Origin of the sequence: Sphingomonas sp. BK345, assembly GCF_014193845.1 — a bacterium.
Lineage (GTDB): Bacteria > Pseudomonadota > Alphaproteobacteria > Sphingomonadales > Sphingomonadaceae > Sphingomonas.
This window is the reverse complement of the sequence record NZ_JACHZX010000002.1, coordinates 145,540-161,815: the sequence shown is the minus strand read 5'-3', so window position 1 is coordinate 161,815 and position 16,276 is coordinate 145,540. Positions and strand designations below refer to the sequence as shown.

Below are 16,276 nucleotides of genomic sequence, written 5' to 3'. Positions count from 1 at the left end.
ATGTCAGGAGGCTGGACCGAAACTCGGACCGGCTCCCGTGCGGGGCGCAATGCGCTCGACGTTGCACGGCCGCAGTGGCGGCGCGACAGAAATCGATCTCGCTGCGACCAAGGCGGATCCGCTACAAATGGCTGGTAATAGTCGGTGGGAAGCGCAGGCGCACGCGCCAGCCACCAGTCGCGTCCGGCCCCGCTGCCAACGCCGCAGCTTCACCGTATAGCGTTTCGAGACGCTGCCGCACATTGGCGAGGCCCAGTCCGGTGCTCGTGATGCTGCTGCGATCAACGGCAACACCGGCGCCGTCGTCCCGAACCTCGATCACCGCTCGACCGCCCTCCTCCCACGCCGACAAGGCGATCGTGACCGGCCGCCGCGCCGGGGCGACGGCGTATTTGATCGCGTTCTCGACGAGCGGCTGCAGGATCAGGCTCGGCATCAGGATACGCGCACGAAGCGCACGATCGACGTTGAGCTCGATGTTGAGTCGCTCGCCAAACCGGATCCGCTCGATTGCGACATAGCTGTCGAGCGCGGCGAGTTCCTGGCTGAGCGGCACGATGGCATCGACGTCCTCCTCCAGCGTCTGGCGCAGGAAATCCGACAGGCGTTCGATCATCTCGTCCGCCTCGCGTGTGCGTCCCGCACCGACGAGCGATGAGATCGCATTGAGCGTATTGAAGAGAAAATGAGGATTGAGCTGCAGTCTGAGCGCCGCCAAGCGCGCCCGGTCCGCACGGGCGCTGACCTCGAGCAATGCCATGCGGTCGGCAGCGCGGTCACGCACCTGCACCGTAAAGGCGATGAGCGTGATGTTGGCGAAGGTCTTGTAGAAGTGACCCTGCATCACGCGCGCGAAGCGCTCGCGAATGATGTCGGCATGAGCGGCGTCGAAGCGCGGAATGACGCCGAGCAGGCGGTTCTCGACCAGGTTGACCATGCTTTGCAGGGACGCGATGACGAGCGCGACGACGAAGAAAATGAGCCATTTCTGCCACGGCGTCGCTTCGTGGAGTGCCAGCACGAGCGGGTAGGCAGGAAGAACCAGCAGAGCGACCAATACGACCGCCGGCACGTCCATCGGTATGTCGTATAGCCAGCCGAAGCGACCGCTGAGGGTTTCCGTGAGCTGGTAGACGCCGAGCACGAGGAGCCAACTCGCCAGCGTCATCCAGACGACCTGCCGCCCCTCCGGCGTGATCCAAATGTCTCGGCGCAGCGTCCCCATAGACGCGATTTTGCCCGGTGCCTTCCATGGCAGCAATCCCGTCCTGGGCTCAGCCTGCGACCAAAGTGGACGAGGGTGCGACGGGGCCGCTCGTGCGCGTGGCCAAGGGTGCTAAGTTGACGGCGGCGCTGGTATGCAGCTGCACCGAGGTGAATGTGATGCGGGCAATCCTGATCGACGACGAGGCATTGGCGATCGAGCGCCTCGCGACCGGACTGGCGGCGATCCCCGAGGTCATGGTGGTAGCCACGGCGACCGGAGCGGCGGAGGGATTGTCGCTGATCGAGCAGCTGCGTCCAGACCTCGTCTTCCTCGACATCGAGATGCCTGGCATGAGCGGCATCGCGCTGGCCGAGCAGCTGATGGAGCAGGCCACTTCACCAGAGATCGTGTTCGTCACCGCATTCGATCAATATGCGGCTCAGGCCTTCGACATCGAAGCGGCCGACTACCTGCTCAAGCCCGTCGGCGCTGAGCGACTGCGCATGGGCGTGGCACGTGCGCTGCGAAGGCGCCAAGCCAGGGTGGCGGACGACGGTGCTTCCGTTCAGGCCGCGTCATCCCTCAATCCGGTCGGCAGCTACGACAATGCGCTCTGGGTTCCGGTGAAGCAGGGCAGCGTGCTGCTGCCGGTCGAGACGATCAACCTGATCGAGGCCGCGAAGGACTATGTGCTGCTCCACACCGACCTCAAAGCGCATATTCTTCGTGCCAAGATGAGCGACCTCGAGCAGCGCCTCGATCCCAAAGTGCTGCTGCGGGTGCATCGTTCGTACATGGTACGGCTCGCCACGGTGACGGCCGTCGAGCGGCCGGGTCGTGGCATGCTCCGGCTGCGGCTCGCTGACGACAGCTCGGTGCAGGTCGGGCCGCTTTACATGGACGAGGTCGCGGAAGCCCTTAAACTGACGGCTCATTGAGATGACGATGGACCACTACATGACCGTGGGCGCGCGCGATCAGGCCGCGTCGGTCACCTTCTACGACGCAGCATTGGGGGCGATCGGCTGGGCGCGCCACGCCGACGTCGCCGGTTGGTCCTGCTACTCGCAGGGCGGTAGCGGGGACGGCATCGTGCTGTTCGTCGGCGCGCCCTTCGACGGCGCGGAGCCGAGCGCCGGGAATGGCCAGATGATCGGCTTTATCAGTCCCTCACGCGGGCAGGTCGATGCGTTTCACGCGGCGGCGCTCAAGGCCGGCGGCACTTGTGCGGGCGCGCCCGGCGAGCGCGCGCGCTATGGGCCGGGCGTCTACGCCGCCTATGTGCGCGACCCGAGCGGCAACAAGATGTCGGCCGTTCATCGCGGATAGCCGGGCGGTCCACCGGCGGCCCTACCTGCGACAGAGGGCCGCGCATCACGCCAGCACGCTCCGCGCGGCGGCGTCGATCCAGGACCCAAGCACCGGCGGTTGCTGCGCCAGCGCCAGGATCGTGACGGTGACGAGAAAGGCTGCCGCCCCCTCACGCAAGGACCTGCCAGACGTCGGCGCTACATGCCGCATCCGCGTAGGACCGGAACGTGGCTGATTGGACGCCCGTCGCAGCGCGTGCTGCGACAGACCCTGCATCATTTCAATCATGACAGATTTCCTTAGGCCGGCCTCGAGCTTTCCGCCGGCGCCGCGTGACGCCTCTCAGGCGAGCGATGCCGCCGCACCGCAGGAGTGCAACATGGCACGCCAGTTGTCAGCCGACATGGTCGCTTTGTACTCGTCCTGCATCTCTGGCGTGAGCACCTCGATCATCTGGCGCCCCTCGATCCAGATCTCGACGACGCCGAACATGCCGCCACGCTTGCGATATTTCGCCGGCCAGCCCTCCCGCGCCGCAATCGACATCACGTCCTCTCGGGTGAGCGACGTGCCGATCGCCGCATGCGTTGCCGTGAACGGCTCACGTCCGGTCGCTTCCCCTACTGCGTCGGCGTCACCGTCGGCTTCACGCAGAACCGTGTCGATCGGATAGACCTCGAGTGCGCTGCGGTGCTCATCCCTGGCGAGAACGATCCAGCCATTGTCCGAGATCGGTGGGAAGAACAGCGCGTCGCCTACCCACAGCTCGGCGAGCACCTCGGCAACGTGACGCGGATCGTACGCAGCGATGGAAACATGGAACAGCATGGTGAGATCCCCCTCTTTGTCCTGAGCGGATTAGCTTTGTGGCACAGATTGTGTCAAAAGGAATTTGACACAGGATGTGCCGACAATTAGGTCGCCCACATGCCTGACCACCCCGCCGAAGTGCCCTCCCCCGCCACGCCGTCGCCGCGCAGCCGGAAGAAGGAAGAAGCTCGCAATCGCATCGCCGACGCGGTCATCCAGCTGATGGCGGACGGACGGACGGACCTGAACCACGATGTTGTCGCCGAAGTGACGGGGATCAGTCGCCGTACGGTTTACCGTTATTACGCCGACCGCGAGGAGCTGCTCGCCGCGGCCAGCACGCGCGTCCGCGAGCTCGCCGGCAGTCGCGTGATCTTTCCTGACAAGGAGGAGGATCTGCGCGACACGCGCTCCATCTACCTGGGCCTGGACCGCATCGCTCCCATCGCCACGCTCGTGCGCTCGACGCCGCAGGGTCGCGCCATGCGCCTGTCGCAGAAAGCGGAGCGACAGCAGAGTTACCGTGCCGCTACGGCTGATGCCGTAAAGAAGCTTCCCGAAGCCGACCGCACGCTCGCGACCGCGATGTTGCAGGTGTTGCATACGACGCCGTGGCTCGAGATGCGGGATCACTGGGACCTGGACGGTGAGCAGATCGCGCGTGTGACCGGCTGGGCCATCCGCGTGCTGCTGGATGATCTTCGAACGCGCGACGGCAAGCCGCTGGATCAATGACGGGTGGAGCGGGTGGCCATGCCTGTCCGCAGCCAGATCGAGGGCGATCGGTGCTGATCGGTCTGTCTGATCGCGCCCTTGATCACGCATGCGAAGGCTCGATGAACCAGACATCACCTGCCTGAGCGTCGACGATCAAGCGATAGCGCCGGATGTGATCAAAGCCGAGCAGCATGGCCGGCCGATCACTCCAGCCGAACGTCTGGAAGACGCTGAGATCCGCAACCTTGATCGTCGTCGCGCCCAGATCATGACCGAGCAACCGCATCGAGGCGACGCTAGCGGTACGAAGCGTTGCCGCCTTATCGTTCGCACCTCTGATCGATCGCAGCGGAGCAGCGATCGCCGTCAGCCTGGCCTGTTTCGCGAAAGCCTCGTTGGCGCGGCTCTCGCGGGCCCCAGTGTCGATGATGGCTTGGCCCGCGACACCGTCGAGGACGACGGGGATGGCAAGCAGCCCTCCCGTGACCTTTGCCGCTCGCACGGGCCTGCCTAGGGATCGCCTGAGCCGACCTGCCGCTGCGCGATCATGGAACAGCACACGTCCGCGAAGGAAGTCGAACTCGACGAGATAGCCTCGCATCACGTCCAGACCGACGATGCCCGCCACATCCGGTCGATCCGGCTGGTCCGCGAGCTCGACGACGGTCAGCGGGCCATGCCGAACAGCATCGACCGCCAATGTGCGGACGGTGCGGAGCGGCAGTGTGGCGGCGCCCGTCTGGCCCACGAGCCGCTCCTCCCCTGCATCGGGCAGCGCGTTCTTCTGCGCAAAGCCACGATAGACTGCGGTCCCCTCCGCGCCAGTGTCGACGATGAAGGCTGTAGCCTTCTGTCCGTTGATTGAGACCGGCGCGACGGGGTGCCCGCTGGATGCCAGGGTAAGCGGGGCTGCGGTGATGGCGCTGGCTGCGGCGAGAAGCGCCGCGGCCATCATCGCGGAGGGTAACCGGCTCCAGCGCCGCGGGCCCATCAGGCTGTCACACAGTCGGCCGAGCCGCTGCGTCGGCGCACCATGCCGCCGACCAGCGCGAACCCGACGATCATCATCGCCCAGGTGGCAGGCTCCGGCACGGCTGGAGTGCTTGGCAAATCGATGGGCGGCCCAGATCGCGTGCCGTTGATCTGCAGGTTGTCGATCTGAACGCCGGCATACTGGATCGCGTGATCCGAGGTGAAGCGGAAGCCGAACAGCTGGTCGCGTTCCAAGGCTGCAAGGCTAAATTTGTAGGATCCGCTACCGGTGCCATAGCCCTGCGTGATCTGCCCGAAGGTGTTGAAGACCAGCGTGCCCGCCGCATTATAATGACCGGTAAACCAGGTCACATAGTCGTAGGAACGCTCGGTATATTCGGTAAGGTCGAAGGTGAAGTCGATGTTCTCGTATGCGTTGAGCCCGAGATCAGCGATGTAAAGGCTCCGCTCGTTGGGCGAGTACTCCGCGCTATGCCCGAGGTAGCCGTTGTGAACGCCCCAGCTACCGGCGACATTGGAGACGACGCTCTCCTTTGAGCCGAGACCGCGAGAGAAGTCCTGTGAGAAGATGGTGGCCGCGCTGGCGGGCGTCGCGGCCGAAGCCAGGACGCTGGCGGTGAGCAATGGGGTAATCCGAAGCATGATGCACTCCCTCTGTTTGCCAGACGCGCGTCATCACACCCGGACGAGCGTCTTCTTTTTTCGGTTGATCCGCTGCCGGGCCGCAGCGCGATTGATGCAGCTGCCTTAGCTTCCTTGAGAAACTTTGGCGCTCACGAGCCCAAGGAATGCAGCGTAGGTTGAGCCATAGCCAGGCATGGCCTTCATACGCCGCAGCCACGCGACGATGTTCGGCCAGTCGGCGAAGTCGAATATGATCAGTTCTGCCAAGGTGATGTACGAGAAGGCGAGGAAGTCGGCGATCGTGATCGACCCGCCGGCGATGAAGCCGTTGCGCAGGCGGTCGTCGAGGACCGTCATGATCCGCCGAACGGCCGGCGCCGCAACCTGCTGCATCTCGGCTATACTCGCGGCCGACAGGCCTGCCGGCACGCCAAGAGCCATCGGGTAAACCGAGAACACATCGAGCCAGATCCTCACATCCGTGCTCGCCCAACTCATCGCCTCGTCGACGCGAGCCTGCTCTTGATCGTCACGACCCAAGAAGTCCGGTGCCAGCCTTCTCGCGAGATAGCGGAGAATGGCGGTTGCCTCAGTCAGCACGAAGTCACCATCGACCAGCACTGGAACGTGTCCCATCGGATTGACCGCCAGGAACGCCGGACCGCGCGTCTCGCCCGCCAGAAGGTCAACCAGTTCGAGCTGCAACGCGAAACCTGCCTCAGCCGCGAAGAACGTGACCGGCCGCGATGTCGTCGAAATTGGATCGTAGTAGAGCTTCATGATGGCGCCCCCTTCCTGCGGCAGGGATACGGGCGTCTCGGAAACGGCTCAAACACCTTTCCTGACCGCCCGCTATGCGGCAGTGAATAGGCGTGGACGATTGGGATGATATCCGCTGGTTCCTCGCGGTGGCGGAACATGGCAGCACGTTGGCCGCGGCACGAGCGTCCCGGGTCAGTCAGAGCACCATATTCCGCCGGATCACTGCGCTGGAGACCGCGCTTGGGCTGCCGTTATTCGAGCGGCGATCGAGCGGCTACACTCTCACCGAGGACGGTGCGGCCCTGCTCCCCATAGCGGCGGAGATCGCCGCGAACGTTGAGCGCCTGACGCGCGTCGCGGCGGAACGTCAGCGCAGCGTCGCAGGCACAGTACGGCTGTCTGCGCCCGAGATTGTCCTCGCGCATGTCCTGCCGCCTGTGATCGGTCGCTTTCGCGCGCTCTATCCGGCGGTCAAGCTTGAGCTTGTCGCTACTGATCGCAGGGTCGACCTCGCAAGTGGCGAAGCGGACGTGGCGTTGCGGGGCGGCTTGGCTCCAACAGATCCTTCACTATTTGGACGACGCCTAACCTATGACCGCTCCGTCGTAGCGGCGAGCAGAGCCTATGCGGATGCTGCAGGTCTGCCGCAATCACTCGCTGACCTGAGAGACCATCCGCTCATTCGGTTCGATCCTCCTGGTGCTCCCACTGCCCTGCTCGAGCAGCTTATCGCGTGCCTCCCGGATGAGGCCGTTGTCCTGCGGCCAAACACGATGACAGCGGTTGTGGCGGCCGTGCGAGGCGGCCTTGGCCTAGGCATATTGCCGCGCTTCGTCGTCGACCGTGAAGCGGACCTGGTCCACGCGCCGATCGTGCTACCGCTTCCCGTGTTTGAACTGTGGATCATCACACATGAGCGACGCCGACACTCAGCTCCCGTTCGTGCGCTGATGGATTTTGTAGCGGCGTACGTGCTGGCCGGTCAGCCCCCTTCAGATGCGTAGGCTCTGACTAACCGACGACCTAAAAGTAGCCACACTCAGCGGGTTCTGATCGCTTCCGAGCTCGAGCCATTCGTTCACGCTGAGACGTGGCCGCGCGCCTCAGCCAAGATTGGACAAAGGTCCTCTATGGTGTATTGTTTGAACAACACACTTATCAGGGGATTACGATGCTGCCGATTATAGCCGGGTTGAGCGCAGCGGCGGTGGCGTTGATGACGCCCCCGGCGCCGATCCAGGTCATGATTTTGGGGACCTATCATTTCGGCAACCCGGGTCGCGACAAGGTGAACGTCCACGTTGACGATGTCACCACGGCGAAGCGCCAGCACGAGCTGGAGGCGTTGGCAGAGTCCGTCGCGACGTTTCGACCCACCCGGGTGATGGTCGAGGTGCAGCGCCCCGGACCGAACTACGACGTAACAGATTACTCTACCTTCTCACCAGCAGTTCTCCGCGCTGATCGAGACGAGACCTCGCAGATCGGTTACCGTATCGCGGCACGCGTCGGCCTTCCGACGGTGCAGGGCATCGATGAGCAACCCGGCACAGGCGAGCCCGACTACTTTCCGATCGATCGCGTGGAGGCCTACGCGAAGGTACACGGCGAACAGCCGCTGCTAGACGCTGCCTTCGCGGCGGTCCAAGCCTCCGCGAGACAGTTCGAAGCGGAGCAGCCCTCTTCAAGCATTCCTCACATGCTGCTCCGTTACAACGACCCCGCTACGCCAATGGGTGGGCAAGACCTCTACTATTCGCTGCTGCGCTTCGGCGACGGCAACGATCAGCCCGGCGCGGATCTTAACGCGATGTGGTACCTACGAAATGCCAAGATTTTCGCTAAGCTCGTCAACGTCGCGCGCCCCGGCGACCGGATCCTGGTCGTTTATGGCGCTGGCCATGGCTACTGGCTACGGCATTTCGCCGCCACCACGCCCGGCTATAGCTCCGTCGATGTCATGCCCTACCTACGGCGAGCGGTGAGCAGGCTGCGGTAAGGGATCCGTCAGCGGTCACAGAGGCGCATGTTCGGCGAAGTGGCTGCTTGAGATAGCACACTCATGGCGACCAAAACCGGTCTCAGGGGATCTCGCCTCGCTCCCCAAATCGGCCATTCGTTCATGACGGCACTTGAGCTTGGCGACGCCGGCAGGGCGATCAATCGGCAGCCTCCAAGCTCAAACGCTCACGTGAGCGTGGTCACCGGTGGGCTCGATCCGCCGGCGTCGTTGACGGCGCGCCTTGATCATAGAGTGCCATTTTCATGCGCTTGCTGTAACGGTTATCATCCTGCTCGAACTTGCCATGGGCGGCTTCTCTGGCGAGGAAGCCTTGTCGCTCGAACCATGGCGTCACGAGCAGGTGTGGAACGGCAAGTGCAGCGATACCGGCGAAGAGGCCGCGCACTCCACTAGGATCGAAACGTAGCAGAAGCGCTGCTACCGCTATGGCAAGCGCGAGCGCACCAACGAAGATTGGAGCTACTTTCCGAAGATATTTCGAGGTGCTCGAGAAGCCGAGACGATCGCGGCGCTCAGCAGTTTGCGGCAGCGCGTGCAGAATCAGAAAGCTAAAAGTGAAGCCGACCAACGGCGGCAACAGCAGCGCCGCCCCCACCCCGGCCCTCAGACGCAGGTCACGTCTGAGCCATGCCAGTGCCAGTAGTCCAGCGGCCGCCACTCCCCCCGCTAATGCGAGAAGCGGAGCGTAGGTCGGCATGTTGGACGACGGCCCACCGGCGGTTCGCAGTAGCGCTGTATAACTGGACAGATGTATCGTGGCAGGAGCGGCTACCAGCGCTGTCCCGCGCGCTATTCGCTCGGCAAAGGACCCTTTCGGCGCGTCCTCCATGCCGAAGTGAACCGCTGAGGCGACGAGGAACGCCGGCAATGCGACCGCCGGGTCTGCGGTCCACCACAACAACGTCGCTAGCGACACGAGCCCATAGGCGGCGAGGAAGGTGCGACGTCGCACCGGCTCGACGATTGCCAGGTCACCGGCGCCGTGGACCATGCCGACGACGCCGATCCCCAGGATCGCAAAAGCTAGCTGTACCGGTTCCGGCGCGAGGGCAGCTGCAACCGCTCCCGCAACCAGCCATGCGATGCCGCGGTTCACGCGCGGCGTTCGTGATCATGTAGCGCCTTGTCGAAATTGCCCGCCGCGTAGAAGGCGTAGATAACCTTGGCTACGATATCCATCACGAGGATGGCCCAGACTGATGCGGGGTCATTGATGATCTTGAGGCCCTCGGGCCCGATCAGGAAGACGACTGGGTACAGGAACCAGATCACCGTCAGGAAGGTGATGTTCTTGGCGTAAGCAGAGCCGATGGCGTGGCCACGCTCGAGCGCCATCGCGCGCAGGGGAACCCACAGGAGGTAAAGGACGCCGGCAAATGCCGCGCACGACCAGAGATACCAGGCCCACTTGGCCACCGGGGCCTCTGCCAGCGAGGAGATCAGGCCGGTGACGATCATCAGCACGTCGAGGACGATGATGGAGGTCAGGTAGCCGCCGACCTCACCGGTCTTGCCGCGATCGTGGAACGCCGTGAGGACCAGGCCGGACAGCAGAATGGGGGTCGTCACCGACCAGTCGACATAGCGGGCGAGATAAGTCGCAGAGCCGTCCGCTTTGAGCAACGTCCCGATGCCAAACGCCATCGCGAGGTAGGCCGTCGCAGCGATGAAGGGGACGGTTGCGTGCAGGAGCGTGTGATGTCGGGATGGAGGGGCTTTGCTGCCCTTCGCGTAGATCGCCAGCGAGGCGAGTGACATAACCGCAAACCCGATCATGAAGGCAGTCTGATCCATAGAGGCAATCCTTCTCAGAGCTGACCCCATGCCAGACCCACGGCCCCTAACGCAGATCATATTTTACGGTGCCGGACACGTTCCGAAATAAATCTCCGGAGAGTGACGCGCTCCTCTCGCTCACATCACGGGCCTTCGTTTTGACGCGCGACTATGGTGTTCGCGCATGGAGCGCGTGCGCGGGTGCTCCGAGTGCGGCCGCACGAGCGACAAGGCTGGCTGTCATGAAGGTCGTCCCTTGCGCCATGAACCGGCGGGGCGTGGTACCAAGGAAGTCGTTCGCATCCCGGAGAAAATGCGAGGCATCATGGTAGCTGCTGTCGATGCGGTCATATGTTTGCAGTTCGCCCGAACTGAGAAGCCCGATGAACGAGCGGAGGAAACGCGCGCGTCGAAGCAGCAACTTTGGCGGCATTCCAAAGGCGTATGTAGCGACACGGCGCAGCGTAGCCGACGGAAGCGCGAGGCGATCCGCAGCGTCGGCGATCTCGATTACTCCGTCGACCAGCATGAGCTCTGTGAAGCGCCTGACGATGTCGTCATAAGGATGCTCATCAGCAAATAAGGGGGTCAAGATCGCGTCCAACGTGGCGGCGAGCTCCCTCTCATCGGCAAGCGCAACGAGTGAGTTGAGCAACCGATCGGAAAGTGCTTCGCTCTTGATCGCGCCAAGCGGTGACACCCGATTGTGGAACGCGGAGGAGGAAAGCGGGACGAGCCTGATCCAACCTAGAGCGGTCAGGCCGACGCCGACCTGGATACCCCCGTTTGTTGTTGCCTTGAAGGCGCGGCTGGTTGGACCGTAGAGACTGACCTTACCCACGTTGAAGCGGTGCTGTCGAAGCGTGATGGACACCGGTCCAGCGTCGACGAGCACGCAGATCATGGGCGGTGCCGGCAAAAACCAGTTGATCATCTCCGCGCGATCACGCGCGGCATAGGTGGCGTACCCACTGACGGTTTCACGTAGGCTTATATGAGGCAGATCGTAGCGCATCGCTAAGCCATCCGGCATCGCGAAAGCGCTGAGGGGTACACCGGTCCGGTTCGTGCCACCGCGCAGGTCGTCGGTTCTCATCCAGGCCCTATCGCGACGCGAGCGCCTGATGTCAGACGCCCCTATCGTGCCGATGCCCGCTCGATAGGCGCCGAACAAGGCCTCTGCCCTGAGCCTTAATCGTCTCGCCTCCCTCATCTGGCCCGTGAGTGACCCAAATTTGAACACTCGCACGCGTCACGATAAAGCCGGCTTCACTCGTGAGCTCAGGCTATCTGCCGGTGTAGGTGCCGAGACCAGGACTGGAAAAGCCGGAAGGCGGCTACCTCGTGAGGGCTACTCATCGCAGATCCGTACTGTTCGATGCTCCCAAAAACAGGAGGACGGCGCATGTCGGTGACGACAAGCCGTCCGACCCAAGAGCGGTCGTTCAGGACCACCCGGCGCCCTCCCAACACCGGACGCTTGTCGTCTAATCGCGTCGGGCGCAAGGGTCTTCTGAGATGCCGCTGCCGGGAGCATGGTCGTCTTCGCGGTCGGCATGTGCCGCCGCATGATGGGGCTTCGCGGGGCGACCCCTCCGAGGTTCATCACGCATTCTGCTGCGGTTGAGGCAACGGATGCAACAAGCGTCGCGGAGTGGGTCGGCCTACGTCCCGGCAGGACGTCTCGCAGCGCCTTGCGACGCGGACGAGCTCGGGTGTCAGGCTGAGGTGCGTGTCTCCTGGAAGGGTTCGCCGGTGACCAGCATCGCGTGCATGATGACGGCCAGCTTGCGCGCGACGGCGACCGCGGCGCGCTTGAAGCCGAGCCGCTCGCGGAGCTGCAACCCCCATTTGCGCAGGTCGCACTCGGATCGGCTCCGCACCAGCAGTACGGTCGCAGCTTCGTAGAGCAGCCCGCGCAGATGGCTGTCGCCTCGCCTCGAAATATGGCCGTCATAGTCGATCTCGCCCGACTGATAGCGCCGGGTGGTCAACCCGACCCAGGCGCCGACAGATCGCGATCGCTTGAAGTTGGTCGGATTCTCGATGGCGGTGATGAACGAAGTGGCGGTCACGACGCCGACACCATGAATGGACATGAGCAGCTGGCAGGCATCGCTGCGCCGGGCGTCCGCCAGCAGTTTGCGTCCCAGCTCCGCGGCGCGAAGGCGAACGGCGTGCCAGGCCTCGAGTAGCGGCCGGATGATCCGGCCGAGGTCGGCGTTACCGGCGAGCAGAGCCTCAACCTGGCGCTCGAACTTGCTGCCCGACGCCGGCGGGACGACCAGCCCGAACGTCTTCATCAAGCCCCGGATCTGGTTCGACAGCTCGGTGCCGATCCGCACCAGGCGAGTCCGCGCCGCAACCAGCGTGCGCGCGAGCATGCTGTCGAAGCTCTTAACCCGCACCTCCTTGTAGAACCCGACCTCTGCCAGGTGAGCCAGGCCGTCGGCGTCGTTCGCATCCGTCTTGTTCGCCGCCATGTCGAGCGCCGCCTTGGCATGGCGCGCGTCGATGCAGATCGCCGGCAGCCCCTCCGCGCTCAGCGCATGAAAGAACCAGACCGACAGCGGTCCTGTCTCGAACACCACGCGCACCACCTCTGGGGCGTGCTTGCGGATCAGCGCGGCGAGCAGCTGCGGATCCGAGGCGCATTTGCCGCGCCACACTCGCTTGCCTTCACGCCGGATCGAGACCGCTGTCTCTTTCAACGATACGTCGAGCCCGATATACTCACCCATGGCTGTTCTCCGTTCCGATGTATGGGCCCGGCTGCCAGTCGTGAGCCCGCACCTTCATCTACCGGGGAACAGCCACCTGCCTCCACGTCATCGCTGATCGAGGTAGCTCGCTCCCGCGATTACCCCATGTTCATCTCGCCGTGCAAGCCGCCTTGGGCGTTCCGCGCAGCTGTCCGGCTGGCTTAGTCCGGCAGGTTAGCGGACCGGCCGCGTTACGCCGTCATGTCGTAAAAACCTGCCCTTACCGATCTGTCGCCACCGTCTTGCGATAGAGAGCGTCTGGTCCCTTCGCTGCTTCAAGGCGGATTTGGCGATGCACTAAGCCAAACGTTAGGGGCACGCGCATACTCGAGCACGCACAATCAGGCGCGGTTACTTGCACTTGCTCGAGACCAGTTTGTCCTCACCGCAGTCCCGCAGCGGCAAGCAGCAGCAGCAGGTCGAGGCGCTTGACCCGTTGAGACCGGACCTTTGCCGTCTCGATCCATTCGTCGGGCGAGTGGCCGCGATCGCCGCTCGCGGCGCGTGACAGCGTCACGGCGGGGATGCCCAGGCTCATCGGTACGTTGGCGTCGGTCGAGCTGCTGGTCAGCCGCGGCGCGATCTTCTCCGCGCGGTAGGCGGCGATGCCGAGCCGGACGAGCGGGTCGGTCACCGGCGTGGCGCCGGCAGGCCGATCGCCGACCGGCACCTTCTCGACCGTCACCGCGCCCTGCTTCACCGAGCGCGCCGCGTTTTCCGCGGCCACCGAGCGATCGACCACCGCGAGGAAGTCCCGCTCGAGCTTGGCGAGCTCGGCGGCACTCTCCGAGCGCATGTCAACCTCCAGCGTGACCTCGCGCGGGATCGCGTTCACCGAGGTGCCCCCGCCCACGACGCTCGCGCTGTACGTCGTCTTCGGGTCGCTCGGCGTCGGCAGCGCGTACAAGCCCGTGACGGTGGCCGCCATGGCCGCCATCGGATTGACCAGCCCGAACGCACCGTAGCTGTGCCCGCCAGGTCCCTTGTAGACGAGGCGATAGCGCTTGGAGCCCACGCCGCCGACGGTGAAGCCGTCCTCGGCAGCGCCGTCGATCGAGAAGAAGGCGGCGGTGCGGTCGCGATACGCCGGTTGCGTGAAGAGGTGGCGAACCCCGCGCAGGTCACCCAGCCCCTCCTCGCCGACATTGCCGACGAAAAGGATGTCGAGCGACGTCGCGATCTTCGCCGCCGCCATCGCGCGGATCAGGCTGAGCTGGGTGGCCAGTCCGGTCGAGTCGTCACCCACGCCAGGCGCGTGCAGCCGCGTGCCGTCTCGACGCACCGTGACCGGCGTCCCGGCGGGGAAGACCGTGTCCAGGTGCGCCGCCATGATCACCATCCTGCCGCCGGGCGCGCCGGTACCGCGGCGCAGCCCCAGGACGTTGCCCACCTCGTCGATCCGGACGTCGCTAAGCCCCGCCTCCTTGAACAGGGCGGCATAGGCGCGCGCGCGTGCCGCCTCCTTGAACGGCGGCGCCGGTATCTCGGTGAGCTGCATGATCGTCTCGACCCATCGATCATGCTCTTGCTCCAAGGCCCGTACGGCGGCGCGATAGTCGCCGCGCTCGCGCAGCGCCTGCACGACCGCGGCGTCCGCGGCCTGCGTCGCCGGCGTCGCGATCTGCGCGCGCGCGGTCGGGGCGCAGAGCATCACGCCGATCAGCATCGCGCGTCGTACCTGGCGCATCATCCTGTCGCCGCGTCGCACTGCTCTCTTCTCCTCGCTGGTTCTAGTCACGACCGATTGATCCGTGCCGAGCGGTACGGCCGCGGAGCATATCGAAGGTCCGCCACCCAGGGGAAGGTGGGCACCCGGTGCTCGTTAGCGATGTGCGGGATGTCCTGATCGATCGCCCCCGGCGACAGAGCCATCAGATGCGGGTTAGCAAGCGGCTTCATCGTCGGGTTCAGATAACCGCATTTGAGTACCACGATCTTGAATGCCGACGGCTCCAGCCCGAGCGCGCGGAATGCCTCGGCGGCGTGATAGGCGCGCCGCTTGGAGGAGAGCGTCATGGTTATGCCGTCAAACGCGATCACCGCCTCGCGCTCGGCCGGGTCACTGACCGCCGCCAGATACTTGACCGTGGCCGTCACCGGGACTGGGCTACTCGCCACAGGGTCGAGCGAGCCGCCGACACGGAGCGGGATCGTCTTGCCGACGCCCGCGGCATAGCAGGCGTCGGTCGCGGGCTGGTCGGTCATCCCGCCCAGCAGCACCTCGCGCGCGCCGGCCTTGAGCAGGGCCTGGAGGAACAGCGACTGATCGGCGTTGCCGCCCCCACCCGGATTGTCGCCGGAATCGGAAATCACCACCGGCCTGGTGGTCGCCGCCATCGCGGTCGCGATCGTCTCCTCGATCGTGCCCGTCGGGCTGCCGAATTTGAACTCGCGGCGCGCATCCCAGTAGCGCGAGGCGAGCTCGGCCGCGATCTTCGCCTGCATCGCTGGATCGGTGCCGGTCACGCACACTGACGCCGCCGAGCGCGGCTCGTCGGCCCAGACATAGCCGACCAGCTGCGAGACATCGAGCACCTCGGCCTGGCGATTGTACTCGCTCAGATCGGCCCAGAGGCGACGGCCAGGATCCCATTCCGTGCTGCTCTGCTCACCCGCCAGCCCGACCGGGATCGTCGCCCAGACGATCCCCGGTCGGAGGTCATAGCGCAGACAGTGAGTCAGCATGTCGGTCGCGCGCATCGTGTTCTCGACCCGGTCGACATGCGGCGCGGTGCGATAGGCGGTGATCGCGTCGAGATTGTCGACGATCCGCTGGCTGACGTTGCCGTGCAGGTCGTAGCTGGCCGACAGCAGGCAGTCCGGTCCCACGACCTGGCGCGTGGCCTCGTACCAGTCGCCCTCGGCGTCCTGCATGCCCTCGACGAACATCGCGCCGTGCATCGCCAGATAGACGCCGTCCAACGGCAGCAAAGCGCGCAGCCGCTGAAGATACTCCGCCTTGAGCGCGTCATAGGCGTCGCGCGCGATGGGGCCGCCCGAGCCGGCATTGGCGACCAGCGTTGGGAGGAAGGGCACGTCGTAGCGCCGCAGGAAGGTGAAGCGCTCATTCTCCAGGATCGCGTCACCGCGCAACACGGTAAAATTCTCCATCCGCGCGCGGATGCGGCTGTACGTGCTGCATTCGGACGCGATGCCGCCGATCGCGATGCGCGGCACCCGGCGGTAGCGCGGCACGATCTGCGCCCGCGCTACGCCGCTAGCTGCGAGCGCGCCCGCGGTGGTGGAAGCCAGGAAGGTTCGACGTCGCATGGTGAGGTCTCCTCGGTCGCG

The 16,276-nt window shown here is 64.7% G+C and carries 16 protein-coding genes; 5 read left to right on the top strand and 11 right to left on the bottom strand.

Annotated features, from left to right (window positions below; all coding sequences use genetic code 11):
• Window positions 1-121: 121 nt before the first annotated feature.
• Window positions 122-1,225: a sensor histidine kinase gene (locus FHY03_RS05930; protein WP_183929453.1), complete on the bottom strand. Its 1,104-nt coding sequence runs from the start codon at window positions 1,223-1,225 to the stop codon at window positions 122-124.
• 26 nt (window positions 1,226-1,251) lie between these two features.
• Here FHY03_RS05930 and FHY03_RS05925 point away from each other — a divergent pair, with 26 nt between their 5' ends.
• Both FHY03_RS05925 and FHY03_RS05920 read left to right on the top strand, forming a co-directional pair.
• Window positions 1,252-2,145 (top strand): LytTR family DNA-binding domain-containing protein, encoded by an 894-nt coding sequence (locus FHY03_RS05925; RefSeq protein ID WP_183929452.1) that lies wholly within the window; start codon window positions 1,252-1,254, stop codon window positions 2,143-2,145.
• A 19-nt stretch (window positions 2,146-2,164) separates the two neighbouring features.
• Window positions 2,165-2,536: a VOC family protein gene (locus FHY03_RS05920; RefSeq protein WP_260158737.1), complete on the top strand. Its 372-nt coding sequence runs from the start codon at window positions 2,165-2,167 to the stop codon at window positions 2,534-2,536.
• Between the two features lie 324 nt (window positions 2,537-2,860).
• On the opposite strand, the gene FHY03_RS05915 is transcribed toward FHY03_RS05920, so the two are convergent.
• On the bottom strand, window positions 2,861-3,346 hold the full coding sequence (locus FHY03_RS05915; RefSeq protein ID WP_183929450.1) for a hypothetical protein: 486 nt from the start codon (window positions 3,344-3,346) through the stop codon (window positions 2,861-2,863).
• A gap of 99 nt (window positions 3,347-3,445) precedes the next feature.
• Between FHY03_RS05915 and FHY03_RS05910 the strand changes: the two genes are divergently transcribed.
• Window positions 3,446-4,063, top strand: coding sequence for a TetR/AcrR family transcriptional regulator (locus tag FHY03_RS05910; RefSeq protein WP_183929448.1), 618 nt, complete (start codon window positions 3,446-3,448; stop codon window positions 4,061-4,063).
• An 82-nt stretch (window positions 4,064-4,145) separates the two neighbouring features.
• On the opposite strand, the gene FHY03_RS05905 is transcribed toward FHY03_RS05910, so the two are convergent.
• The 3 genes from FHY03_RS05905 to FHY03_RS05895 form a co-directional block, all read right to left on the bottom strand.
• Window positions 4,146-4,997 (bottom strand): aspartyl protease family protein, encoded by an 852-nt coding sequence (locus tag FHY03_RS05905; RefSeq protein ID WP_183929446.1) that lies wholly within the window; start codon window positions 4,995-4,997, stop codon window positions 4,146-4,148.
• Between the two features lie 38 nt (window positions 4,998-5,035).
• The gene (locus tag FHY03_RS20965; RefSeq protein WP_260158736.1) at window positions 5,036-5,680 is read right to left on the bottom strand and encodes a PEPxxWA-CTERM sorting domain-containing protein; all 645 of its coding nucleotides are present in this window, start codon (window positions 5,678-5,680) and stop codon (window positions 5,036-5,038) included.
• Window positions 5,681-5,785: 105 nt separating this feature from the next.
• Window positions 5,786-6,442 carry a glutathione S-transferase family protein gene (locus FHY03_RS05895; protein ID WP_183929444.1) on the bottom strand — a complete coding sequence of 219 codons (657 nt, stop codon included), beginning with the start codon at window positions 6,440-6,442 and terminating at the stop codon, window positions 5,786-5,788.
• A 92-nt stretch (window positions 6,443-6,534) separates the two neighbouring features.
• On the opposite strand from FHY03_RS05895, the gene FHY03_RS05890 reads away from it, so the two are divergent.
• Complete coding sequence (locus FHY03_RS05890; protein ID WP_183929443.1) at window positions 6,535-7,428, top strand: LysR family transcriptional regulator; 894 nt, start codon at window positions 6,535-6,537, stop codon at window positions 7,426-7,428.
• 86 nt (window positions 7,429-7,514) lie between these two features.
• Window positions 7,515-8,423, top strand: coding sequence for a DUF5694 domain-containing protein (locus FHY03_RS05885; protein WP_183929441.1), 909 nt, complete (start codon window positions 7,515-7,517; stop codon window positions 8,421-8,423).
• A gap of 202 nt (window positions 8,424-8,625) precedes the next feature.
• On the opposite strand, the gene FHY03_RS05880 is transcribed toward FHY03_RS05885, so the two are convergent.
• The 6 genes from FHY03_RS05880 to FHY03_RS05855 all read right to left on the bottom strand — a co-directional run bounded on the left by FHY03_RS05880 (window position 8,626) and on the right by FHY03_RS05855 (window position 16,255).
• Window positions 8,626-9,543, bottom strand: a complete 918-nt coding sequence (locus FHY03_RS05880; RefSeq protein ID WP_311721323.1) for a Brp/Blh family beta-carotene 15,15'-dioxygenase — start codon at window positions 9,541-9,543, stop codon at window positions 8,626-8,628.
• Complete coding sequence (locus FHY03_RS05875) at window positions 9,540-10,241, bottom strand: bacteriorhodopsin (RefSeq protein ID WP_183929439.1); 702 nt, start codon at window positions 10,239-10,241, stop codon at window positions 9,540-9,542. The genes FHY03_RS05880 and FHY03_RS05875 overlap by 4 nt, the downstream gene beginning before the upstream one ends.
• 151 nt (window positions 10,242-10,392) lie before the next feature.
• Window positions 10,393-11,319 carry a hypothetical protein gene (locus tag FHY03_RS05870; protein WP_183929437.1) on the bottom strand — a complete coding sequence of 309 codons (927 nt, stop codon included), beginning with the start codon at window positions 11,317-11,319 and terminating at the stop codon, window positions 10,393-10,395.
• A 622-nt stretch (window positions 11,320-11,941) separates the two neighbouring features.
• The gene (locus tag FHY03_RS05865) at window positions 11,942-12,964 is read right to left on the bottom strand and encodes an IS110 family transposase (protein ID WP_183929435.1); all 1,023 of its coding nucleotides are present in this window, start codon (window positions 12,962-12,964) and stop codon (window positions 11,942-11,944) included.
• A gap of 403 nt (window positions 12,965-13,367) precedes the next feature.
• Complete coding sequence (locus FHY03_RS05860; RefSeq protein ID WP_311721322.1) at window positions 13,368-14,723, bottom strand: M20/M25/M40 family metallo-hydrolase; 1,356 nt, start codon at window positions 14,721-14,723, stop codon at window positions 13,368-13,370.
• Window positions 14,720-16,255, bottom strand: a complete 1,536-nt coding sequence (locus tag FHY03_RS05855) for a M81 family metallopeptidase (protein ID WP_183929433.1) — start codon at window positions 16,253-16,255, stop codon at window positions 14,720-14,722. Before FHY03_RS05855 ends, FHY03_RS05860 begins: the two co-directional genes overlap by 4 nt.
• Between the last annotated feature and the right edge of the window lie 21 nt (window positions 16,256-16,276).